The 23,166-nt window shown below is 73.2% G+C and carries 20 protein-coding genes and 1 pseudogene; 15 read left to right on the top strand and 6 right to left on the bottom strand.

Annotated elements, in window-relative coordinates; all coding sequences use genetic code 11:
• Positions 1–12 precede the first annotated feature (12 nt).
• Complete coding sequence (locus ACZ6J5_RS34605) at positions 13–864, bottom strand: TIM barrel protein (RefSeq protein WP_469397904.1); 852 nt, start codon at positions 862–864, stop codon at positions 13–15.
• Positions 865–1,004: 140 nt separating this feature from the next.
• On the opposite strand from ACZ6J5_RS34605, the gene ACZ6J5_RS34600 reads away from it, so the two are divergent.
• The 9 genes from ACZ6J5_RS34600 to ACZ6J5_RS34560 all read left to right on the top strand — a co-directional run bounded on the left by ACZ6J5_RS34600 (position 1,005) and on the right by ACZ6J5_RS34560 (position 9,220).
• Positions 1,005–1,265 (top strand): YkoF family thiamine-binding protein, encoded by a 261-nt coding sequence (locus ACZ6J5_RS34600; protein WP_469397947.1) that lies wholly within the window; start codon positions 1,005–1,007, stop codon positions 1,263–1,265.
• A gap of 44 nt (positions 1,266–1,309) precedes the next feature.
• The gene (locus ACZ6J5_RS34595) at positions 1,310–1,648 is read left to right on the top strand and encodes a helix-turn-helix domain-containing protein (RefSeq protein WP_469397946.1); all 339 of its coding nucleotides are present in this window, start codon (positions 1,310–1,312) and stop codon (positions 1,646–1,648) included.
• Between the two features lie 155 nt (positions 1,649–1,803).
• Positions 1,804–2,319 (top strand): 2-oxo-4-hydroxy-4-carboxy-5-ureidoimidazoline decarboxylase, encoded by a 516-nt coding sequence (uraD, locus tag ACZ6J5_RS34590; protein ID WP_469397903.1) that lies wholly within the window; start codon positions 1,804–1,806, stop codon positions 2,317–2,319.
• Positions 2,319–2,726, top strand: a complete 408-nt coding sequence (gene uraH / locus ACZ6J5_RS34585) for a hydroxyisourate hydrolase (RefSeq protein ID WP_351668034.1) — start codon at positions 2,319–2,321, stop codon at positions 2,724–2,726. Before uraD ends, uraH begins: the two co-directional genes overlap by 1 nt.
• A 5-nt stretch (positions 2,727–2,731) precedes the next feature.
• Complete coding sequence (gene pucL / locus ACZ6J5_RS34580) at positions 2,732–3,655, top strand: factor-independent urate hydroxylase (protein ID WP_469397902.1); 924 nt, start codon at positions 2,732–2,734, stop codon at positions 3,653–3,655.
• Positions 3,656–3,724: 69 nt separating this feature from the next.
• Complete coding sequence (locus ACZ6J5_RS34575) at positions 3,725–5,128, top strand: nucleobase:cation symporter-2 family protein (RefSeq protein WP_469397901.1); 1,404 nt, start codon at positions 3,725–3,727, stop codon at positions 5,126–5,128.
• A gap of 48 nt (positions 5,129–5,176) precedes the next feature.
• Complete coding sequence (locus ACZ6J5_RS34570; protein ID WP_469397900.1) at positions 5,177–6,565, top strand: 8-oxoguanine deaminase; 1,389 nt, start codon at positions 5,177–5,179, stop codon at positions 6,563–6,565.
• Between the two features lie 415 nt (positions 6,566–6,980).
• Positions 6,981–8,330, top strand: a complete 1,350-nt coding sequence (locus ACZ6J5_RS34565; protein ID WP_469397899.1) for a nucleobase:cation symporter-2 family protein — start codon at positions 6,981–6,983, stop codon at positions 8,328–8,330.
• A 62-nt stretch (positions 8,331–8,392) separates the two neighbouring features.
• Positions 8,393–9,220 carry an aspartate/glutamate racemase family protein gene (locus ACZ6J5_RS34560; protein ID WP_469397898.1) on the top strand — a complete coding sequence of 276 codons (828 nt, stop codon included), beginning with the start codon at positions 8,393–8,395 and terminating at the stop codon, positions 9,218–9,220.
• Between the two features lie 4 nt (positions 9,221–9,224).
• Here the strand turns inward: ACZ6J5_RS34560 and ACZ6J5_RS34555 are convergent, their stop codons facing one another.
• The gene (locus ACZ6J5_RS34555; RefSeq protein WP_469397897.1) at positions 9,225–9,803 is read right to left on the bottom strand and encodes a hypothetical protein; all 579 of its coding nucleotides are present in this window, start codon (positions 9,801–9,803) and stop codon (positions 9,225–9,227) included.
• 154 nt (positions 9,804–9,957) lie between these two features.
• On the opposite strand from ACZ6J5_RS34555, the gene ACZ6J5_RS34550 reads away from it, so the two are divergent.
• From ACZ6J5_RS34550 to ACZ6J5_RS34540, 3 genes are all read left to right on the top strand, one after another.
• Complete coding sequence (locus ACZ6J5_RS34550) at positions 9,958–10,932, top strand: fibronectin type III domain-containing protein (protein ID WP_469397896.1); 975 nt, start codon at positions 9,958–9,960, stop codon at positions 10,930–10,932.
• Between the two features lie 39 nt (positions 10,933–10,971).
• Positions 10,972–12,804: a hypothetical protein gene (locus tag ACZ6J5_RS34545; RefSeq protein ID WP_469397895.1), complete on the top strand. Its 1,833-nt coding sequence runs from the start codon at positions 10,972–10,974 to the stop codon at positions 12,802–12,804.
• Between the two features lie 321 nt (positions 12,805–13,125).
• Positions 13,126–16,200, top strand: coding sequence for a hypothetical protein (locus ACZ6J5_RS34540; RefSeq protein WP_469397894.1), 3,075 nt, complete (start codon positions 13,126–13,128; stop codon positions 16,198–16,200).
• A gap of 89 nt (positions 16,201–16,289) precedes the next feature.
• Here the strand turns inward: ACZ6J5_RS34540 and aceB are convergent, their stop codons facing one another.
• Entirely contained in the window at positions 16,290–17,912 is a 1,623-nt protein-coding gene (gene aceB / locus ACZ6J5_RS34535; RefSeq protein WP_469397893.1) for a malate synthase A, read from the bottom strand.
• 226 nt (positions 17,913–18,138) lie between these two features.
• The gene (locus ACZ6J5_RS34530; RefSeq protein WP_469397892.1) at positions 18,139–18,768 is read right to left on the bottom strand and encodes a nucleotidyltransferase family protein; all 630 of its coding nucleotides are present in this window, start codon (positions 18,766–18,768) and stop codon (positions 18,139–18,141) included.
• Positions 18,769–18,927: 159 nt separating this feature from the next.
• Between ACZ6J5_RS34530 and ACZ6J5_RS34525 the strand changes: the two are divergent.
• Positions 18,928–19,233, top strand: a pseudogene (locus ACZ6J5_RS34525) (DUF5955 family protein); the annotation flags it as partial.
• Positions 19,234–19,324: 91 nt separating this feature from the next.
• Here ACZ6J5_RS34525 and ACZ6J5_RS34520 read toward each other — a convergent pair.
• Both ACZ6J5_RS34520 and ACZ6J5_RS34515 read right to left on the bottom strand, forming a co-directional pair.
• A complete protein-coding gene (locus ACZ6J5_RS34520) occupies positions 19,325–19,951 on the bottom strand; it encodes a response regulator transcription factor (RefSeq protein WP_362484002.1) in 627 nt (208 codons plus the stop codon).
• Positions 19,948–21,129 (bottom strand): sensor histidine kinase, encoded by a 1,182-nt coding sequence (locus ACZ6J5_RS34515; RefSeq protein WP_469397891.1) that lies wholly within the window; start codon positions 21,127–21,129, stop codon positions 19,948–19,950. Before ACZ6J5_RS34515 ends, ACZ6J5_RS34520 begins: the two co-directional genes overlap by 4 nt.
• A gap of 124 nt (positions 21,130–21,253) precedes the next feature.
• Between ACZ6J5_RS34515 and ACZ6J5_RS34510 the strand changes: the two genes are divergently transcribed.
• Together ACZ6J5_RS34510 and ACZ6J5_RS34505 are read left to right on the top strand one after the other, a co-directional pair.
• Positions 21,254–22,336 (top strand): ABC transporter permease, encoded by a 1,083-nt coding sequence (locus tag ACZ6J5_RS34510; RefSeq protein WP_469397890.1) that lies wholly within the window; start codon positions 21,254–21,256, stop codon positions 22,334–22,336.
• The gene (locus ACZ6J5_RS34505; RefSeq protein ID WP_469397889.1) at positions 22,333–23,022 is read left to right on the top strand and encodes an ABC transporter ATP-binding protein; all 690 of its coding nucleotides are present in this window, start codon (positions 22,333–22,335) and stop codon (positions 23,020–23,022) included. Before ACZ6J5_RS34510 ends, ACZ6J5_RS34505 begins: the two co-directional genes overlap by 4 nt.
• Positions 23,023–23,166: the final 144 nt, after the last annotated feature.

Here is a 23,166-nt window from a genome sequence, read left to right as displayed (position 1 = left end):
AGGGGGCCTGCGTCAGCGGGCGGGGCGGGCCTCGGGGGCGAGCCATTCGAAGGACGCGGCGGCGTCGGCGGCCTTGTACTCCAGGCCGACCCAGCCGTCGTAACCGGCCTTCCGGAGCTCGCCGAGGAGCTGCTCCAGGGGGAGCTCGCCGGTGAACGGGGCGCCGCGGCCCGGCTTGTCGGCGATCTGGACGTGACCGGTCTTGTCCGCGTACTCGGCGATGACCCGGCTGACGTCCTCGCCGTTCATGGCCAGGTGGTAGATGTCGAGGAGGAACTTGGCGTTGCCGAGGCCGGTGGCCGCGTTCACCTTGTCCACGATCTCGACGCCGGCGGGGGCGCTCACCAGGGGGTAGAGCGGCGACTCCGGCTTGTTGAGGGTCTCGATCAGCAGGATCGCGCCGACCCGGTCGGCCGCGCGGGCGGCCAGCACCAGGTTCTCCAGGGCGAGCTCGTCCTGGACGGCCGGGTCCACGCCCTCGACGCGGTTGCCGTAGAGCGCGTTGAGCGCCTTGCAGCCGACCGAGGCCGCGAAGTCCGCGGCGACGTCGATGTTGGCCCGGAAGCGGTCCGACTCCTCGCCGGGCACCGAGACCGCGCCGCGGTCGGGGCCGGGGAGCTGTCCGGCGTAGAAGTTCAGGCCCACCAGCTGGGTGCCGGCGTCCTCAAGAGCCTTCTTGAGGGCGTCGAGCTCGCTCTGCTCGGGGGTGGCGGTGTCGATCCAGGGCCACCACAGCTCGACCGCGGTGAAGCCGGCCGCGGCGGCGGCCGCGGGGCGCTCCAGGAGCGGGAGTTCCGTGAAGAGGATCGACAGGTTCACATCGAAGCGCTGGTCCGTGACTGCGCCGTCTGAGAAGCGGGCCATGAGGGGCGGCGCTCCTTCCGTATTGCGGAAGTAAGTTTCTGTCTGGTGGAATGTTGCAAGCGGGGCCGCCGACTTGTCAAGAGGTCCCCGCAGCTCCGGGGCTCCCGTGGGCGGTGAGGGGGCCGTAGCGTGGGGGCATGGTGCGTTTGAGAGTGGAGTTCACGACCGAGCCGTTCGACCTCGATGAGGCGCCGGCGCACGCGGTCGTGGCCCGTGAGGTCATCCAGTCGGCCGAACTGGACGCGGTGGACGTGGGGCCCTTCGGCAACACGGCGGAAGGCGGTGCCGACGCGGTGCTCACCGCCGTGGACGCGCTGCTGCGGCAGTCCCTGGCGGCCGGGGCGACCCGGGTCTCGCTCCAGGTGAACGTCATCGGGGGCGCGAAGGAGGGGGAGAAGTGAGCGAGCACCCCCTGGTGGCGGCCGTGAAGCCGCTGGTCGACGCGATGGGCGCCGAGCTCCTGGTGCCGGAGCAGGCCGGAGTGGACGACGTGGTCCTCGCCTGGGAGGGGGAGGACGTGCTCGCGGTGCGGCTGCCGCAGCTGTCCGAATCCCTGGATCACATTCTGGCCGCGATGGAGCGCCGGCACGGGATGCCGCTCGCCGGGCTGGACCGCAAGAGCAAGCAGGAGGTCGTACGGCTCCTGGAGGCGCGCGGTGCCTTCTCGGTGCGCCATGGGGTGGAGACGGTGGCGGGCGCCTTGGGCGTCAGCCGCTTCACGGTGTACAACTACCTGAACAGAGAGACCGCCCTGAGCAGGGAAAAGGCCCCCGAGGGCGGGTAGTTGATCAAGAGTGGCCCTAAGCCGTCGTCCAGATGTCGGGACGGCGGCTTTTGTGTGACCGAGTTTTCAACAAAGTGTTGACGTCGTGTTGCGGAGGGCGTTAGCTATCCGCAGCCCGTCCGACGCACAGCGAAAAACAGCCACGGAGGCTTCCCGTGACTTCAGGTACGACACCGGGTCTGACCCGGTTCAACACCTCGGCGGACGGCGACGCCGTCGCCGCACTCCACGAGGTGTGCTCCAGTTCGGCGTGGGGGAGCAAGCTGCTCGCCCAGCGCCCGTACGCCACCGCAGAAGCCCTCTTCCTCGCCAGTGACGCCGCCACGGCGGAGCTGGGTACCGAGGACCTGGCCGACGCGATGGCGGGCCACCCGCCGATCGGTCGTCCGAAGGCAGGGGACCCGACCTCCTCCCGCGAGCAGAGCGGGATGGCCGGCGCCTCCGCGGAGCTCAAGGCCGAGATGCTCGAACTCAACCTGGCCTACCAGGAAAAGTTCGGTCATGTCTTCCTCATCTGCGCCACCGGCAGGACCGGCGAGCAGATGCGCGACGCGATCCGCGAACGGATCGAGAACGCGCCCGAGCGGGAGCGGGAGATCGTCCGCACCGAACTGGGCAAGATCAACCGCATCCGTCTGACCCGTCTCGTCGAGAACGAGGAAGAGAACTGATGAGCACCGACACCACCGCCTCGGTGTCCACCCACATCCTGGACACCAGCGTCGGCCGTCCGGCCGAGGGCGTGGCCATCACGCTCGCGGCCCGCGCCGGCTCCGACGCCGAGTGGACCGCCCTGGGCGGCTCCGCCACCGACGCGGACGGGCGCTGCAAGGACCTCCCGGCCCTGCCGGAGGGCACGACCCACGTACGCCTGGACTTCCAGACCGAGGCGTACTTCCTGAGCAAGCAGAACAAGCAAGCCGAGGCGCAGCAGGACGCCCCCGCGAATCGGGACAGCGGCACGACCGGAGCGTTCTTCCCGGAGGTGGCGATCACGTTCGCCGTCGTGCCGGGCGAGCACTACCACGTACCGCTGCTGCTCAACCCGTTCGGCTACTCCGTTTACCGAGGGAGCTAGCAGACATGCCCACGATTCTCGGCCAGAACCAGTACGGCAAAGCAGAGAACCGCGTCGTCAAGATCACGCGGGACGGCGCGACCCACCACATCAAGGACCTGAACGTCTCCGTCGCCCTCTCCGGCGACCTCGACGACGTCCACCTCACCGGCTCGAACGCCCACTGCCTCCCCACCGACACGACGAAGAACACCGTCTTCGCGTTCGCCAAGGAGTACGGCATCGAGTCCGCCGAGCAGTTCGGCATCCACCTCGCGCGTCACTTCGTGACCAGCCAGGAGCCGATCCACCGGGCCCGCATACAGATCGAGGAGTACTCCTGGGAGCGGATCGCCGGCTCGGACGCCAACTCCAAGTTCATCGGCGCCGACGAGGTCAACCACTCCTTCGTCCGCAAGGGCCAGGAGACCCGCGTCACCCAGATCACCTATGACGGCACGAACTGGGAGGTCATCTCCGGCCTCAAGGACCTCGTCGTCATGAACTCCACCAACTCGGAGTTCTGGGGCTACATCAAGGACAAGTACACGACCCTCCAGGAGGCGTACGACCGCATCCTGGCCACGCAGGTCTCCGGCCGCTGGCGGTTCAACTGGACCGACGACGAGCAGCGGATGCCCAACTGGGAGCGGTCCTACGAGCAGACCAAGAAGCACATGCTCGAGGCCTTCTCGGAGACGTACTCGTACTCCCTGCAGCAGACGCTCTACCAGATGGCCACGCGGATCATCAACCACCGTTCGGAGATCGACGAGGTCCGCTTCTCGCTCCCGAACAAGCACCACTTCCTGGTCGACCTCGAGCCCTTCGGCCTGAAGAACGACAACGAGGTCTACTACGCGGCCGACCGCATGTACGGCCTCATCGAGGCCACGGTCCTGCGCGACGGCGCCACGGCGCAGATCCCGGTCGACATGACCAACCTCTAAGCGGCACCGAGTGCGTGCTCCCGCCCGCCCCGCAGTCGGGCGGGGGCGCGCACACCGGAGGGAACTTCCATGGCACAGCCTGCAAAGGGGCCGGCAACCGCCGAAGGCCCGTGTTCCACCCCGTCCACCCCGGCCGACTGCCACCCGGTGGACGAGAAACTCCCCGCCTCGCGGCTCGTCCCCGCGGCACTCCAGCACATCGCCGCCATGTACGCGGGCGTCGTCACCCCTCCGCTCATCATCGGTCAGGCGGTCGGCCTGGACGCCGCCGGAATGACCCGGCTCATCGCCGCCAGCCTGCTCATCGCCGGCTGCGCGACCATCCTGCAGACCCTCGGCATCGGCCGCTTCGCCGGCAACCGGCTCCCGTTCGTGAACGCCGCCTCCTCGGCCGGCATCGCGCCCATGCTCGCCATCGCGGAGACCAGCGCCCCCGGGCACCAACTCCCCGCCATCTACGGCGCGGTCATGGTCGCCGGAGTCTTCTGCCTCGCCGTCGGCCCCTTCTTCGGCCGGCTGCTGCGCTTCTTCCCGCCGCTGGTCACCGGCGTCGTGATCACCCTCATCGGGGTCACCCTGATGCCCGTGCCGGTCGGCTGGGCGCAGGGCGGCGACAAGACCGCCGCCGACTTCGGCTCCATGAAGTACCTGGCCCTGGCCGGCTTCACGCTCGTCGTCATCCTGCTCTTCCAGCGCTTCGGCAAGGGCTTCCTCAAGCAGATCGCCCTGCTGCTCGGCCTCTTCATCGGCACCCTCGCCGCGGTCCCCTTCGGCATGGCGGACTTCGCCGCCCTGCGCGAGGCCCCGATCGCCGCGCTCCCCGCCCCCTTCGCCTTCGGTACCCCCGAGTTCCAGCCCGCCGCGATCCTCTCCCTGTGCATCGTGATGCTGGTCCTGATGACCGAGTCCAGCGCCGGAATGCTGGCCCTCGGCGAGATCTGCGAGCGCCGCAGCGACGGCCGCACCATCACCCGGGGACTGCGCACCGACGGCATCGCCACCCTGCTCGGCCCCGTCTTCGGCGGCTTCCCCACCTCGGCCTTCGCCCAGAACGTCGGCGTCGTCTCGCTGACCCGGGTGCGCAGCCGGTACGTGGTCGCCGTGGCCGGCGGCGCCCTGCTGGTCCTCGGCGCCTTCCCGGTGCTCGGCGCGGTGGTCTCCCTGGTGCCGATGCCGGTCCTCGGCGGCGCGGGCATCGTCCTCTTCGGCTCCATCGCCGTGAGCGGCATCCGGACCCTGTCCGAAGCCGGTCTCGACGACAGCTCCAACATCATCCTGGTGGCCGTCGCGCTCGGCGCGGGCATCATCCCGCTCGCCGCTCCCACCTTCTACGCCGGATTCCCCGCCTGGGCACAGACCGTGCTCGGCTCCGGCATCAGTGCCGGCGCGCTCGTCGCCGTCCTGCTGAACCTGTTCTTCCACCATCTCGGCACCCGGAGCCGTCGCACGGCCCCGGCACTCAAATCCTCCTAGGGTCCTGCCGTGCCCAACCATCCCCCCAGGAATGAAGGAAGCCACGTCATGGCAGCACCTTCGGCAGCCCAGCGCATCGTCATCGAGAACGCGGCGATCGCGACCGTCGACGCGAACGACACCGAGTACGCCACCGGTTACCTCGTCGTCGCCGACAACAGGATCGAGTCCCTCGGCCCCGGCAGGGCCCCCGAGGGCCTGGAGAACGTGGTCCGGCGGATCGACGCCACCGGCCACCTGATCACGCCGGGACTCGTCAACACCCACCACCACTTCTACCAGTGGATCACCCGCGGCCTCGCGACCGACCACAACCTCTTCAACTGGCTGGTCGCCCTCTACCCGACCTGGGCCCGCATCGACGAGCAGATGGTGCGCGTCGCCGCCCAGGGATCCCTGGCCATGATGGCCCGCGGCGGCGTCACCACCGCCATGGACCACCACTACGTCTACCCGCAGGGCTCCGGCGACCTGTCCGGCGCCATCATCGGCGCCGCCCGCGACATGGGCGTCCGCTTCACCCTCGCCCGCGGTTCCATGGACCGCAGCGAGAAGGACGGCGGCCTGCCGCCGGACTTCGCCGTCGAGACCACCGAGGGCGCGCTCGCCGCGACCGAGGAGACCGTCAAGAAGTTCCACGACGCCTCCTTCGACGCCATGACCCAGGTCGCCGTCGCCCCCTGCTCGCCCTTCTCCATCTCCACCGAGCTCCTCCGCGAGGGCGCCGCCCTCGGCCGCCGGCTCGGCGTCCGGATGCACACCCACGGCTCGGAGACCGTGGAGGAGGAGAAGTTCTGCCACGAGCTCTTCGGCATGGGCCCGACGGACTACTTCGAGTCCACCGGCTTCCTCGGCGAGGACGTGTGGATGGCGCACTGCGTCCACATGAACGACTCCGACATCGAGGCCTTCGCCCGCACCAAGACCGGTGTGGCGCACTGCCCCTCCTCCAACGCGCGCCTCGCCGCCGGCATCGCCCGCGTACCCGACATGCTCAAGGCGGGCGTGCCGGTCGGCCTCGGCGTCGACGGCACCGCCTCCAACGAGTCGGGCGAGCTGCACACCGAGCTGCGCAACGCGCTGCTCATCAACCGCCTGGGCGCGCACCGCGAGTCGGCGCTCAACGCCCGCCAGGCCCTGCGCCTGGGCACCTTCGGCGGCGCGCAGGTCCTCGGCCGCGCCGACAGCATCGGCTCGCTGGAGGCCGGCAAGCTGGCCGACTTCGTGCTCTGGAAGATCGACGGCCTCGGCCACTCGTCGATCGCCGACCCGGTCACCGCCATCGTCTTCGGCGCGGCGGCACCGGTCACCGCGTCCTTCGTCAACGGCCGGCAGATCGTCGAGAACAACCGACTGCTGACCGCCGACGAGGACGAGATCGCGCGCGACGCGCGTACGGAGGCGCAGCGCCTGGCCCGCATCGCGGCCCAGGGCTGACCCTCCCCAAGGAGTCCGGTCGAGGGGGACGGCCCTCGACCGGTCGCCGCGGACCCGAGCGGGGTCCGCGGCAGCCCGACCGGGGGGCGCCGTACGCCCTGTCGTACGCGCCCCCCGGGACGGTGAACCGTGTCCGGCCCGACCCGGGCGTTCCCCATCGGACATCCCGTCAGCGCCGCACCCCCTCCGCCGGCGCGCCGTCTCACCCCCCCCCCCCCCCCCGCGACGAGCCGCACCTCCCGCACTTCGCACCGCATCGCACCACCTCCCTGACACCCACGTCTCCGCCGACGTGTACCCGACCGGAGGAACCGCCGTGGCCGCCACGCCCCAGGTTCGCAATGCACATGACGCAGGCTCAGCCCCCGAGGCCCGGGACACCCACCCGGTGGACGAGGTCCTGCCCCCACTGAAGATGGCTACCAGCGGCCTGCAGCACGTCGCCGCCATGTACGCCGGAGTCGTCGCACCTCCGTTGATCGTCGGAGCCGCCGTCGGCCTCTCCGGCACCGAGCTCACCTTCCTCACCGGCGCCAGCCTCTTCACCGCGGGCCTCGCCACCTTCCTGCAGACCCTCGGCGTCTGGAAGATCGGCGCCCGGCTGCCGTTCGTCAACGGCGTCACCTTCGCCGGCGTCGCCCCGATGCTCGCCATCGTCGACACCACGAAGGACAAGGCCGACGCCCTTCCGGTGATCTTCGGCGCGATCATCGTCGCCGGACTCCTCGGCTTCCTCGCCGCCCCGTACTTCTCCAGACTGGTCCGGTTCTTCCCGCCGGTCGTCACCGGCTCCGTCATCACCCTCATCGGTGTCTCCCTCCTCCCGGTCGCCTTCGGCTGGGCCCAGGGGCCCAACCCCAAGGCGGACGACTACGGTTCGACCACCTTCCTGTCCCTCGCGGGCATCACCCTGGTCATCGTCCTGCTGCTGCGCCGCTTCACCCGCGGCTTCCTCAAGCAGGTCGCCGTCCTCGTCGGCCTCGTCGTGGGCACGCTCATCGCGATACCTTTCGGCGTCACCGACTTCACCCCGGTGACCGAGGCGGACATCGTCGGCTTCCCGAACCCGTTCCACTTCGGCGCCCCGCAGTTCGCCCTCGCCGCGATCATCTCCATGTGCGTGGTCATGCTGGTCTCGATGACCGAGTCGACCGCCGACATGCTGGCGCTCGGCGAGATCGTCGAGCGGCCCGCCGACGAGAAGACGATCGCGGCCGGTCTGCGCGCCGACACCCTCGGCTCCGCGCTCAGCCCGCTCTTCAACGGCTTCATGTGCAGCGCCTTCGCGCAGAACATCGGCCTGGTCGCGATGACCCGGATCCGCAGCCGCTTCGTGGTCGCCTGCGGCGGCGGCTTCCTGGTCCTCATGGGCCTGTCGCCGGTGGCCGCCTCGCTGATCTCGGTCGTGCCCCGGCCGGTCCTCGGCGGCGCGGGCATCGTCCTCTTCGGCTCGGTCGCCGCGAGCGGTATCCAGACCCTCGCCAAGGCCGGCCTGGAGAAGGACAACAACGTGCTGATCGTGGCCGTCTCGCTGGCGGTCGGCATCATCCCGATCACGAAGCCGGAGTTCTACCACGCCTTCCCGGAGACCGCGAAGATCATCCTGGACTCCGGCATCTCCACCGGCTGCGTCGCGGCCGTCCTGCTCAACCTGGTCTTCAACCACCTCGGCAAGCGTCGTGACGAGGACACGGTGACCGCGCCCATGGAGCCCGGCGAGGAGATCTCCGGGACCCGGTCGGCCAAGGCGGCGCACGTCCACTGAGCAGCCGCCCGCCGTCCCCGGCCGCCCCGGTCCCCGCGCACGCCGCGGGGACCGGGGCGGCCGTGCTGGTCAACCCCAACACCTCGGCCGCGACCACCCGGATGATGACCGCCCTCGCCCGGCGCGCGCTCGCGGGCACGGGCCTGCGGGTCCGGGGCGTGACCGCCGCGCACGGCCCGGCGATGCTGACCACGCCGGCCGCCCTGCGCGCCGCCGCCCCGCACACCGTCACCGCGGCCCTCGCCGCCCTCTCCGGGGGCGACTGCGCGGCGCTGGTCGTCGGCGCCTTCGGCGACCCGGGGCTCGCGGAACTGCGGGCGCTCCTGGGGGACGCCCCGCCCGTCGTCGGCATCGGCGAGTCCGCGCTCGCCGAAGCCGCCGCGGGCGGACGCCGCTTCGGCATCGCGACCACCACCCCGCGCCTGGCGGACACCCTCGCCGCCCACGTCGAGCGGCTCGGTCTGGCCGCGTCCCACACCGGCACCCGCTTCACGGCGGGCGACCCCCGGCGGCTCGCCGCCCGCCCGCCGGCGCTGCTCGCCGCGCTGGAGGGCGCCGCCCTCGCCTGCGTCCGCGACGGCGCGGAAGCCGTCGTCATCGGCGGCGGCCCGCTCGGCGACGCGGCGGCCGCCCTCCGCACCCGTCTGCCGGTCCCGGTCATCGCCCCGATCCCGGCCGCCTGCCGCCGGGTCGCCCACCTGCTGACGCCCGGGGCGGCGGAGGCGCCGAGGACGCCCTTCAGCACGCCTGCCAGGCCGCCCGGCAGGACCCCCGCCAGGCCGCCGCTCAGGACGCTCACCACGACAAGCGCCACAGCGAGCGTCACCGTGACCGGCACACCGCCCGTCACGAAAGGACCGGCCCGCCCGGCCGCGCCCCCGCCCCCCTGACCGCTCACCGCTCCAGCTCCATCCGCCGCGCGCACTCGCGGGCCAGGCCCGGGTACGCCGTCGCGATCGCCTCGTACAGGCGGCGGCGCAGCAGGCGCTCGGCCTCGGCGCGGCCCGTGTCGCCGTACAGGCCGTCGAGGAGCGCCTCGTAGCGGGCGAGCGCCTGGCGGAGGTAGCCGACCTGCCAGCGGACCATCGCGCCCTCGGCCCCGGCGCCCGGGCCGCGCGCGCCCAGCAGGTGCCGGTGGCGCACGGCCCGGCGCTCCAGCTCCGCGGCCGGCAGCCGGGGCACCTCGATGGGCTCGGCCAGGATCGCCGCCAGCACCGCCCGGCGCCGCCGCTCCGCCCCCGCGCCGGCCGCGGCCGAGCCCCGCCCCGCCACGGCGGCGGCCCGCAGGAACCCGGGGGTGCGCTCCACCGCCTCGACGCGCGCCAGCAGATACAGCCGCACCGGGGCCGGGGACCAGCGTCTCGGGTCGCGGCCCTGCACGTCCGCCCGGCCCAGCAGCCCGTCGATCATCGCCTCGCTCCAGCCCCGCCCGCGCAGCGCGGCCACGGTCACATAGGTCGTACGGTCCGTCACGAATCCACCCCTTCTCGACTACGGAGAGTGACGGAATCAGTGAAGCGCACCCCACTGACAACGCCCCCGCCGCCCGCCCCCTTGCCGGGTCCTCCACCCCTGTGGCATACAGGTCCAGACCTTTCCGGATCGTCCGGCAGGACGGAGGCGTCCCGTGCAACGCCCGCTCGCCGCAAGCCCGTTGACCGCCCTCGCGGCCTCGGTCGTGACCACCGCCCTGCTCGGTCTCGCCGCCTGCTCCGCGCCTCCCGCCCCCGACACCAGCGCCCCCGCCGCGCCCACCGGGGTCACCGCCGCCTCCGGCAGCTCCACCACCGTCCATGTGATGTGGAGCGCGGCCACCGACGACCGCGCCGTCACCGGCTACGCCGTCTACCGACAGGGCCGCAAGGTCAGGGACCTCCCCGCCGAGACCCTCATGACCGACGTCACCGGCCTCGCCCCCGCCACCCCGCAGACCTTCACCGTCCGCGCCCGCGACGCCGCCGGCAACCTCTCCCCGGACAGCGCCGCCGTCACCGCCACCACCCTCGCCGCCACCGCCGAGGACCGCACGCCCCCCACCCGCCCCACCGGCCTGCGCGTCACCCCCGCCGGGCCCGACACGGCCGCCCTCAGCTGGCGGCCCGCCCGCGACGACACCCGGGTCACCGCCTACGACGTCTACCAGGCCGACGCCCGCGTCCACACCGTCGCCGGAACCGAGACCACCGCCCGCCTCGGCGGCCTGCGCCCCGGCACCGCCTACTCCTTCACCGTCCGCGCCCGCGACGCCGCCGAGAACTCCTCCCCGGACAGCGCCCCCGCCGACCTCACCACCGCACCCGCCCCCGGCGCCCCGCCCAACACCGCCCCCACCGCCGTCACCGCGAAGGCGGCCGAGGGCACCGTCACCCTCACCTGGACCCCGCCCCGCACCGGCGCCCCCGTCAAGGAGCACCAGCTCTACCTGAACGGCCGCTTCGCCACCACCATCGTCTGGGGCGCCGAGCCCCCGCCCGGCCCCGTCACATACACCCTCACCGTCCCCGCCACCTCCGGCGCCCGCTACACCGTCACCCTCCGGGCCCGGCTGCCCGACGGCACCTGGGGCGACTTCTCCGCGCCGCGCACCGTGGTGACCCCCTGAAGGCACGCACGCACACCGCGTCGGATCTACGCTGGGTACGTGGCCGAGATCGTCCTCACCAACACCGGGCTCGCCGCGTTCCTGGAGGCCAGCCCCCAGTTCCGCGGCCCCGGCACCCGCCGGGCCGCCGAAGCCGTACTGAGCCTCCTCGCGCTGCGCGGCGCCGACCGGGCGACCGGCCTGCCGCGCCCCACCCCCGGCCTGGTCCGGCGGCTGCTCGTGGAGGACCTGCCCGCGTTCGTCTGCGCGAGCCCCGAGGAGCTGCCCGCCTACCCGGCCGTGCTCCGCGCCCTCGCCGCACGCTTCGACGGCGCGGCCCCGGCCGTCGAGGAGGTGATCGGCGAGGCGGCCGGCGACTTCGAGCGCGCCATGAGCGACCCCGGCAACCTCACCTGGCCCCGCTGGTACGCCCAGCTGCTGCGCGCCGACGGCACCGACCCCGACGACCCCGCAGCCGTCCGAGGCTGGCTCGCCGGGCTCGACGCGCCGCCGGTCCCCGACGGGGTGCGGCGGGCCGACCTCATGGGCCGCACCGCCGTCGCCGACGTCCTGCTCGCCGAGGCCCTGACCAGGGCCTACGTCCGCGATGCCGAGCACCCGCCGCCCACCGGGCCCGTCCTCACCGACCACGACGTGGCCCAGGGGATCGGTACGGTCGCCGCCGCCCTGCTCGACCGGTGGACCGCCGCCGGGCTCGCCGAGGGCCTCGCCGGCGCCTACGCCCACCTCGCGCCCGGCCCCGACGCCTTCCCCCACCTCGTCCTCGCCGACGCCCTGCTCGACGAGCACCTCGACTACTACGGGGACCCCGCCGAGCCGCTGCCCCCGCCCGAGCCCGCCCCCGGCGCCTCCGGCCCGGACACCGCCGCCCCGGAGACCGCGGCCCCGGACCCGGAGGCCGCCGCCGACCTGCTCGCCGCCGCCATCGACGCCCTCGCCGAACAGGGCCCCTACGGGAGCGAGGCCGCCCACCTCCTCTACACCCTCTACCAGCGCGGCTGCTCCGCCGAGTCCGTCGCCCGCCGCGCCGCCGAGTTCGAGGACTGGCCGGTCGACCCGGCCCTGGAGGACGCCCCCGTCCGCGTACCGCCGCCGGCCTCGCCCGCGTACACCACGCCCACGGCCGGGGAGCTGGCCCGGCTGCTCGGCGCGCCCGGCATCACCGACACCGACCGCGCGCGGCTCGACCGGCCCGCCCACGAGCTCGCCGCCGTCGTCGACCGGCTGGCCGGCACCGGGCTCGTGTTCCGCCGGGGCGACGCCTTCGGCCTCACCCCGCGCGGCCGCGCCGCCGTCCGCTATCTGCTCGCCGTGCGCGGGGTCGCCGTGCCCGACACGGCCGAGACCGCCGCCTGGGACGCGGCCACGCTGGTCGCCGCCGCCGCGGGCTGGCCCCCGGCCGCCGCCGAACGGGTGCTCGGCGCCTGGCTGACGGCCCGCGAGGCGGTCCCCGGGGACGCCGACGAGGGGGCCTGGACGGAGCTGCTCGGCGCCCTCGGCCGGGTCGGCGCGGGCACCCCCGAAGCGGCGGCCGTCCGCGCGCTGCCCGGTGTCCTCGACCTGTCCCGGGCCCCGGCCGGAGCGCTCCGCGCGGCGCTCGCGGACCCGGCGACCGGCGTCCGCGCGGAGGCGGCGCTGCGCGCCCGGGGCGAGAGCGTCGACCCCGCCCTCGTACCGCCCGCCGCGCGCGCCCTCGCGGTCCTCGACGGGCTGCCCGGCAAGCGGGGGCCTCTGGAGTCCCGCCGGGCCGCCTTCGACGCGGCGGCCGCGCGCTGGCCCGGCGGTTCGGCGGCGCTGCTGGCCGCGATGACGGCGGCGGACCCGCACGCGAGCGCGCGGGTTCTCGGCCCGCTGGGACTCGGGCCGCGCTGACGGGCCGTGGGGCCCGGCCGGGGGTCCGTCGCCATCCTGCCGTCAGTTCCTCATCAGCCCCTCATCAGCCCCTCGTCAGTCGCTCATCAGCTCCCCTCGCCCCGGCAGGCGGGCGAGTGTCCTTCTCAACTCCACGCTGGGTCAGTGCTGTTGCACTCGCGGGAGTCATTTCTGGCCATTTCTGACAAAGCGTGCAGCTTCTGTGATCAAGGTGTGTAGCTTTCGTGCGGCACGGAAGGCGTAGCTGCCTTTGCGCCAGTCGCTGTGGGGCCTGGCCTCCACGGCGACCCGCCCTTCCCTCCATCCGAGACAGGACACTTGATGCCCGATCCGAGCTCCGGAACGCCCACGACCACACCGCCGCCCGCCCCGTCCGAAGCGGACAGGACGCTGCTCGACGGCCCGACGCCGAAGGACCTGCTTCCCACCACGGGCAACTACCCGACGGAGGTCGTCCGGTACCAGTCGGTGGTGCTGACCGACATCCCCGGGGCGGCCCCGGGGCGCGCCCTGACCGGCGCGATCGACCTCGGCGAGGAGAACCTCCCGTTCTACGACCGGCCCGCCGAGGGCATGGTCGTCACGACGGAGCAGAGCTGGTCGGCCCAGGGCGTCACGCTCGGCCGCCTGCTGCACAGCCTGGCCCTCGCGCCCGGCGAGAGCACCCGGGTCGCGGTCGTCGACTGGCAGCGCACCACCCGGGCGACGGGCGCCGAGACGGCCGGCGAGAACGAGTTGCTGACCGGCTCCACCGACCAGAACCGGTCGATCAGCGAGGTCGCGAACGCCATCGCCCACGAGGAGCAGTACGGCAGCTCCCAGGGGTTCGAGGTGGGCCAGTCGTCCAGCGAGGGCGGCAGCGTCGGCGGCTCGCTCGGCGTCGTGTTCAGCGGTGGCGGCAACTGGAGCAAGTCGTCGAACTTCGGCATCGCCAGCGCGGTGTCACGCTCCACGGGCGTGCGCTCGGTGGCGCAGGAGGCGACGCAGCGGATCAGCGCGCGGACCCAGCAGCTCGCGACCGCGGCCCGCAGCCGGAACATGACGGTCGTGCGCGAGACCTCGCAGGCCGAGCAGGACCAGGTCCTCACCCGGGTCGTCACCAACTACAACCACATGCACGCCATGTCGGTGCAGTACTACGAGGTCGTCCAGGTCTACACCGTGACGACGAAGCCGACCCGGCTGGAGCGCTGTCTGTTCATCCCGCTCCAGGAGCTCACCTTCACCCACACCAGCCTCCAGCGGTACAAGGAGGTGCTCGCGTCGGTGGCGCCGGCCGACTGGGCGACGAAGATCCGCGCGGCGAACCCGTTCGACACGGTCGTGCGCAGACTCGACGCGTGCGCGGCACCGGAGGTGCCGACCACTCAGGAGTTCGCCGGGGTGGAGCTGGCCGACGTCGCCGCTTCGGCCATGGGCGTGTACGGGGTGCGCAAGGCCGACGGCGGCCCGGTCAAGTTCGACCCCGCGACCCAGCAGTGGAAGCCGCTGCCCACCACGGGGCTGAGCGGCGGTCTGACCCGCATCGCACCGGGCAAGAACACCGTCTGGGCGATCCGGGCCACCGACAACTTGATCGTCCAGTTCGACGGGACGACCTGGCGGCCTGACCCGGCGAACGGCTGGGGGCTGCGCATCGTCTGCGCTGGGGACGACTCGGTCTACGTCATCGGCACCAACAACTTCATCCACCAGCGTGGCCCGACCATGTGGTCGAACCTGGGGGTCACGGCCGACGACATAGCCGTCACCGGCAAGGACAAGCTCTGGTACTCCCGGCAGGGGGCCCTGTACGAGCGCAGCGGTACCAGCTGGGTGCAGCGGGGCGGGCCGGGTGTGCAGCGTCTGTCCGCGACATCCGACGGTGCCCTCTGGGCCGTCGTCCAGTCCCAGTCCAGCACCGAGACCTTGCCCCTCCTGGTGGAGTCCGGTGCGACGACCGCGGTCCGTCCCACGGCCGGCGGCCTGCAGAGCGTCACCGGGCTGGCACAGATCGCCTCGGTCGGCGGTGGAGACTACTGGGTGCTGATGGGCAACGGGACCGTGCGCCGGATTCTGGGACGCGAGGCACTGGTGGCCTTCGACGACCAGCCGAAGGAGGACTCCGCCTACGCGTCCAGGATCGACGTCTGGTCGGACAGCGACGGAATCCGCGGCATCCAGGTCGTCCATCCGAGCCACACCTTCGGATGCGGCGACATCGGCGGCTCCGGAGCGCAGCAGGCGTCCTACACCTTCGGCGGCGCCGACAAGCTGATCTCCTACGAGGCCTGGTCCAGCAGGACCGCCCGTGGCAGCCTCGCCGGGCTGCGTCTGAAGATGACCTCGGGCGTGGCCAACTTCGGCATCGCGGCGACCACCACGGTCGCGCCCGACCTGTCCGAGGACGCCGGCGGTGGATCGGCCATCTGCGGGCTGTTCGGTTCGACGGTGAAGTCCGGCAGCCGCACCTACGTCGCGTCCATCGGCTTCCACGTACGGGGCGGGAACGTGCCCCAGCCGGTCCTCGACCACCTGAACGACAACCGGCGCCACTACAGCCAGGCCGTCTGGGCCAACGCGGACGAGCTGACCCTGAGCCGCATCCTCGCCAACTACTCGTACACCCCGCAGGGTTCGAGCGCGGGGCCGGTGCCGCTCGGGATGCTGCTCGACCCGAAGCCGATCGCGGCCACCGGCAACTACCTCGGCTTCCGCTGGAACTTCGCCAGCGAGCGGGAGCGCGAGGAGTGGACCAAGGACCGCCGGCTGAGCGACAGCACCTTCGGCACGCCGGTGGCCGACACGATCGCCATCGCCACCAACGGCGTCTTCGCCGAGGCCGTCCTCGGCCGGGCCAACGCGGCCGAGAAGATCGACCTGACCCGCTTCTGGAACTGGAAGGACTCGCCCATCCAGATCACCCCGGCCGACATCGCCCCGGTGTCCACCGCCTCTCGCGCGCAGAACCTCGACACCACGGCGGCCGGCATGGGGGTCTCCCAGGCGAAGTTCACGCCGCTGGTCGCGATGCCCGACCCGGTCGGCCTCCAGACGACGCAGGCCATCGCCACCGCGAACCTGTTCCGCGACATGAGCGGCCTCGACAACATGAGCCAGTTCCTCACCAAGGGCATCGAGGCCGCCGCCGGGAACGACAAGGAGGCCGGGATGCGCGCCCAGGAGGCGCTGAAGACCGCCACCGATCACGCGCAGAAGATGGCCCAGATCGCGGTCGACGCCCTCGGCAAGATACTGCCGCTCGCCACCGGCGGAGCCGCGGGCGGAGCGAGCAGTGTCAGCGCCCTCGGCGGCATGCTGAACCAGGGCGCCAAGGCCGACCCGCCCAAGCCCGCCCCGGCGCCGGCGTCCGGGACCGCCCCCGCGTCCGGCACGGGCACCGGCACGAAGGCCTGACCACGACCGTGCGGAAAGGGCTCCGCCCCCATCGCCGGGGGCGGTGGGGGCGGAGCCTGGGTCCTGAGCGCTGTCCGGCCGCTGTGCGGTCAGCCGACCAGCTGCTCGTACGCGGGGAGGGTGAGGAAGTCCGCGTAGTCGGCGTCGAGGGAGACGCGCAGCAGGAGGTCGTGCGCCTGCTGCCACTTCCCGGCCGCGAACGCCTCGTCGCCGATCTCCGCGCGGATCGCGGCCAGTTCCCCGGCGGCGACCTCGCGGGCCAGCTCCGGGGTGGCCTTGCGGCCGTCCTCGAAGACGACCTCGGCGTTGATCCACTGCCAGATCTGCGAGCGGGAGATCTCGGCGGTGGCCGCGTCCTCCATCAGGTTGAAGATGGCGACGGCGCCCAGGCCGCGCAGCCAGGCCTCGATGTAGCGGATGCCGACCTGGACGGCGTTGCGCAGGCCGTCGAAGGTCGGGTGGGCGTCCAGGGAGGCGATGTCGATGAGCTCGGGGCCCTCGACGTGGACGTCCTCGCGCAGCCGGTCCTTCTGGTTCGGCTTCTCGCCGAGCACCGCGTCGAAGGAGGCCATGGCGATCGGGACCAGGTCGGGGTGGGCGACCCAGGAGCCGTCGAAGCCGTCGCCGGCCTCGCGGTCCTTGTCGGCCTTGACCTTCTCGAACGCGACCTTGTTGACCTCGGCGTCGCGCCGGGACGGGATGAAGGCCGCCATGCCGCCGATGGCGTGCGCGCCGCGCTTGTGGCAGGTGCGGACGAGGAGTTCGGTGTAGGCGCGCATGAACGGGGCCGTCATCGTGACCAGGTTGCGGTCCGGGAGGACGAACTTGGCGCCGCCGTCACGGAAGTTCTTGACGATGGAGAAGAGGTAGTCCCAGCGGCCCGCGTTCAGGCCCGCGGCGTGGTCGCGGAGCTCGTAGAGGATCTCCTCCATCTCGTACGCGGCCGTGATGGTCTCGATGAGGACCGTGGCGCGGACGGTGCCCTGCGGGATGCCGACGTAGTCCTGGGCGAAGACGAAGATCTCGTTCCAGAGGCGCGCCTCCAGGTGCGACTCGGTCTTCGGCAGGTAGAAGTACGGGCCCTTGCCGAGGTCGATCAGGCGCTGCGCGTTGTGGAAGAAGTAGAGGCCGAAGTCGACCAGCGCGCCCGGGACGGGGCGTCCGTCGACGGTCAGGTGGCGCTCCTCCAGGTGCCAGCCGCGCGGGCGCATGACGACCGTGGCGAGCTGGTCGGCCGGCTTGAGGGCGTAGGACTTGCCCGAGCGCGGGTCGGTGAAGTCGATGTTCCGGGTGTACGCGTCGACCAGGTTGACCTGGCCGAGGACGACGTTCTCCCAGGTCGGGGCGGAGGCGTCTTCGAAGTCCGCGAGCCAGACCCGCGCGCCCGAGTTCAGCGCGTTGATCGTCATCTTGCGGTCGGTCGGGCCGGTGATCTCGACCCGCCGGTCGTTCAGGGCCGCCGGGGCGGGCGCGACCTTCCAGGAGTCGTCGGCGCGGACCGCCGCGGTCTCGGGAAGGAAGCCCAGCGTGGAGGTGCGGGCGATCTCGGCGCGGCGCTCGGCGCGGCGGGCGAGCAGCTCGTCACGGCGCGGGGTGAACCGTCGGTGCAGTTCGGCCACGAAGGCGAGGGCCGCGTCGGTGAGCACCTCCTCCTGGCGCGGCAGGGGCTCGGCTTCGACGACGACCAGGGAGGACGGCGCTGGTGCGGACATGAACTGTCACTTCCTTCAGCGGGCTTCACGGGCGGTGCCAGACGGCCGCCGGGCGTCGCGGTGCGGCACGGAGTGCCACAGGCGCCGAGGTACGGCCGCGAACGCCGTCTCAAAGATCAGGCGCTTCTGAACAGTGGATACTAGTTTCCTCATGGTGGAAGTTCAATGGTTTGTTGACGTCGAGATTCTTCGGGTCGACACAACGTGGCGCACGGTGCCACCGCCTTCACTCCAGGTGCACCAGATCCGCCTCCGTGTCGATGTCGTAGGGCTCGGCCACATCCGAACAGTCCACGAGCGTGATCGCGTCCCGGTGCGCCTTCAGGTAGTCCCGGGCCCCCTGGTCCCCGACCGCGCCCGCCGCGATCCCCGCCCAGCGGGCGGCGCCGAAGAGCACCGGATGCCCGCGCCTCCCGTCGTACGAGGCCGCCGCCAGCGTCTGTGGCGAGCGGTACGCGGCGCGGACCCGGGCCACCGCCGCCGGGCCGATCCCCGGCTGGTCCACCAGCGACACCAGCGCCGCGTCCGCCGGGCCCGCCGCCTCCAGGGACGCGAGCCCGACGCGCAGCGAGGAGCCCATCCCCTCGGCCCAGTCGGGGTTGTCCACCAGGACGCAGCCGGGCAGCTCGGCCAGCTCCCGGACCCGCTCGGCCGCCGCGCCCAGCACCACGTGCACCACCGCGCAGCCGCCCTCGCGCAGCACCCGCACCGCGTTCTCCACCAGCGGGCGGCCCCGGTGCGGCAGCAGGGCCTTGGGCCGGCCGCCCAGCCGCCGCCCGCCGCCCGCCGCCAGCAGGAGCCCCGCCACGAGGGGCTCCGCCGTCTCACCACTCGGTTCTCGCGTCTCACCAGTCATGAGGACTGCATACCGCATCACGCCCGGATCACACGGACGCCTGAATTACGTCCGTCCGCTGGCGCGCCGGGCGCGCGGAGGAGTTAACTGGCCCGCGACCCCGGACGCCCGGCCACCGTCCGACGGGTCGGCACAGGGACGTGCGCGAGGGGGAGAGCCATGTTGCGAAGCGTGGGGCAGAGGCGAGTGACCGGCGAGGGCGTGGACCCCAGGGTGGACGGACTGCGGGCCGCCGTCTCCCGGCTCAGGCGCGAACTGGCCGCGCTCCGCACCGACTTCGCCGACCGGGCCATCGCCGAGGACGAACTGGCGGCGCTGGACGCCATGGCGGTGACGGGCGCCCCCGAAGTCCGCCGCCTGCGCCGCTCGCTCCTCCTGGTGGCCGGCTCCCTCGGCTCGGTCAGCGCCCTCGCCGCCCCCCTCACGGCCCTGCGCCAGGCGGTCGACCTCTTCGGCCCGCCGCCACCGCCGCCCGCGGCCCCGGCCCCTCGGGCGGACCCGGCGGACCCGGCGGCGGGGGCACGGCCGGGATCGGCGGCGGGACCGGACGCCGCGCCTACCGCCTGATCAGCCGTCGCGCCGTCGCCGTCGCCACCGCCGCCGTGCGGGAGTCGACGCCCAGCTTGGCGAAGATGTGGACCAGATGGGACTTCACCGTCGCCTGGCTCAGGAACAGGGCCTTGCTGATCTGCTGGTTCGACAGGCCCTCGCCGACGAGCTGGAGCACCTCCAGCTCCCGCTTCGTCAGCGCCTCCGCCGGGGTGCGCATCCGGTCCATCAGACGGTGCGCCACCGCCGGGGCCAGCGCCGACTGGCCGGCCGCCGCCGTACGCACCGCCGCCGCCAGCTCCTCGGGCGGGGCGTCCTTCAGCAGGTAGCCCGAGGCGCCCGCCTCCACCGCCGCCAGGATGTCCGCGTCCGTGTCGTACGTCGTCAGGACCAGGACGCGCGGCCCGCCCGGGGCGGCCGTGATCGCCGCCGTCGCCTCCGAGCCGTGCATCCCCGCCCCGAACTGCAGGTCCATCAGGACCACGTCCACGCCCCCGGCGGCGGCCAGCTCCACCGCCCGCTCGGCCGTCGCCGCCTCCGCGACGACGGCGAAGTCCGGCTCCGTGTCGAGCACGGCGCGCAGCCCCGCCCGTACCACCGGGTGGTCGTCGGCGAGCAGCAGTCGGATGGTCATGCGTCGGCTCCAGCGGACTCGGGGGCGTCGGGCAGCGGAAGGGTCACGGCCACGGCGGTGCCCTGGCCGGGGGCCGACTCGACGGTGAAGGCACCGCCCAGCGACTCGGCCCGGGAACGCATCGCGGGCAGCCCGAAGCCGCCCTCGGAGGAGGGCCGGACGGCGGCCGGGTCGAAGCCCGACCCGTCGTCCACGACGTCCAGCGCCACCGAACCGCCCATGAACGACAGGGTGATCTCCGCCCGCGAGGCCCCGGCGTGCCGGACCGTGTTGGCGAGCGCCGACTGCGCGATCCGCAGCAGCGCCACCTCGTACGGGGTCGGCAGCTCGGCCGGCGTCCCGCTCACCGAGAAGCGCACCCGGGGACCGTCGGGGCCGGCCGTCCCGCACAGCCGCTCCAGCGCCCCGGCGAGCGAGCCGTGCTCCAGGTCCGGCGGGGCCAGCGCGCGGACGAAGCGCCGCGCCTCCGCCAGGTTGTCCTGCGCCGCCCGCCGGGCCTCCTCGATGTGCCCGGCCGCCGGGGACCCCTCCGGCAGCGCCCGCTCGGCCGCCCGCAGCAGCAGCTGGATCGACGAGAGCCCCTGCGCCAGCGTGTCGTGGATCTCCCGCGCCAGCCGCTCCCGCTCCGCCAGCGTCCCCGCGTGCCGCTCCGCCGCGGCGAGCTCGGCCCGGGTCGAGATCAGCTCCTCGATCAGCCGCCGCCGCCGCTCGCTCTCCCGGTACAGCGCCTGGTAGCCGAGCACGGTCGCCACCGCCACCGCCCCGCCCAGCAGCGGCCCGATGAACACCCCCGGGTTGAGCGCCGCGCCGTGCCGCACGTACGACAGGATCGCCGCGCCCGCCGTCAGCGCCACGGCCGGCAGCGACCAGCGCACCGGCAGCAGGTGCAGCTGGAGGAAGTACAGCGGGAACGCCAGCCACAGTCCGTCCGGCGTGGTCCAGAGGAGCAGCAGCCAGGCCGCCGCCAGCGCGGCCAGCCACACCGCCGCGCCCCGCTGCGAGTCCCGCACGGCGGGCAGCAGCGCCCCCGCCGCGTACACCGCGCCGGTCAGCACGGCCGCCGCGACCCCGGCGGCCGACTCGGCGCGCAGCGCGGCGAGCACCAGCAGCCCCGCCGTCAGCAGATGGAGGCAGAGCCGCAGGGCGCGCATGACGGGGGTGAGCGAACGGGGATCCATGGTCCGTCCAGCGTATGCGGGCGCAGGAGCCGGCCCGGACATTCCGGACTCAACCGAAAGTTTGATTACGGTCCCATCCGTGGCGCGATGCCCCGGGGCGGCCCGCCCGAGCAGGCTGGGTCCCATGTTCGTGGCATGGAGAGACCTCAGATTCGCCAAGGGGCGATTCACGTTGATGGGCACGGTGATCGTCCTGATCACCCTGCTGGTGGGACTGCTGTCCGGCCTCACCGCCGGCCTGGCGCGGGAGAACATCTCCGCGATCACCGGCCTGCCCGCGGACCGGCTGGCCTTCGCCGCCCCGCCCGCGGGCCAGTCGGTCTCCTTCACCAATTCGACCGTCACCGAGAGCCAGTGGCGCCAGTGGGCCGGGCGGCCCGGTGTCACGGGTGCCGAGCCGGTCGGCATCCGCACCCTCAACGGCACCGCCGGCGACCGTACCGCCGCGCTCTCCGCCTTCGGTACGGAGCCGGGGTCGGCGATCGCCCCCGAGAGCGGGCGGCTCGGCCCGGGCCAGGTGGTGCTGTCCGAGTCGGCGGCGAAGGAGCTCGACGTCCGGACCGGCTCGGCCGTGCGCCTCGGCCCCGTCGAGGCGACCGTCGCCGCGGTCTCCGGCGACGCCTCGTACAGCCACACGCCCGTCGTGTGGACCTCGCTCGACGACTGGCAGAAGCTCGGGCACGGCGGCACCACGCCCGGGGAGCAGGCGACGGTGATCGCGCTCAGCGGCTCCGGCGCCGACTGGGCCGCCGGGGACGCGGCCCTGAGGACCTCGGCGAAGACCCCGGACGAGGCGCTCACGGCCATAGGGTCGTACCAGGCCGAGAACGGCTCGCTGCAGATGATGCGCGGCTTCCTCTTCGCGATCTCGGCGCTCGTCATAGGAGCCTTCTTCACCGTCTGGACGATCCAGCGCAGCGGTGACGTCGCCGTCCTGAAGGCGCTCGGCGCCTCCACCCCGTACTTGCTCAAGGACGCCCTCGGCCAGGCCGTGGTGATGCTCGGCGCGGGCACCCTGATCGGCACCGGCCTCGCCACCGGCATCGGCGCGCTGATCAGCGGCGGGAACGTGCCCTTCGTCCTCCAGCCGCTGACCGTGCTCGGCCCGGCCGCCGTGATCATCGTGCTCGGTGTGCTCGGCGCGGCGCTGTCCATCCGGCGGATCACCGCCGTCGACCCTCTGACCGCCCTCGGGAGCGCCCGGTGACCACGAACAGCCTCGTCCTCGACGGCGTGACCCTGACCTACCCGGACGGCGACGGGCGGCTGACCGCCCTGGACGCGGTCTCCCTGGATGTCCCCGCCGGCACCCTCACGGCCGTCGTCGGCCCCTCGGGCTCCGGCAAGTCCAGCCTGCTCGCCGTGGCCGCGACCCTGGTGACCCCGGACAGCGGCCGGGTGGTGGTGGCCGGCACCGACGTCGGCCCGCTGAGCGCGGCGGCCAAGGCGGAGCTGCGGCGGGAGAGGATCGGCATCGTCTTCCAGCAGCCCAACCTGCTGCCCTCGCTCAACGCGGTGGAGCAGCTGGAGGTGATGGCGCACCTGTCCGGCCGCGCGGGCCGGGACGCCCGCGCGCGGGCCCTGGAGCTGCTCGGCGCGGTGGGCCTCGCCGACCAGGCGCACAAGCGCCCGCACCAGCTCTCCGGCGGGCAGCGGCAGCGCGTGAACATCGCGCGGGCGCTGATGAACGAGCCCTCCGTCCTGCTGGTCGACGAGCCGACCAGCGCGCTGGACCACGAGCGGGGCGCCGCCGTCATGGAGCTCCTGGCCGGGCTGACCCGCGAGCGCGGCACGGCGACCGTCCTGGTCACCCACGACCGCACCCACCTGGGCCGCGCGGACCGCGCGGTGACGGTCCTGGACGGGCGGCTGACGGAGGACGTCCGGGTGTGACGCGTGCGTGATCCGCGTGGTGCCCGGAGACGCGGGGGGGGGGGGGGGGGGGGGGGGGGGGGGCGCCCCCCCCCCCCCCCCCCCCCCCCCCGCCGCGCACGGCCCTCACCTGCCCTTCGGACCTAGCGGCGGGTGCGCCGTTGG

It is taken from the genome of Streptomyces sp. NPDC042100 (assembly GCF_055582325.1).
Note: the sequence above shows the minus strand (reverse complement) of the source record. Positions and strands in the feature narration are given on the sequence as shown.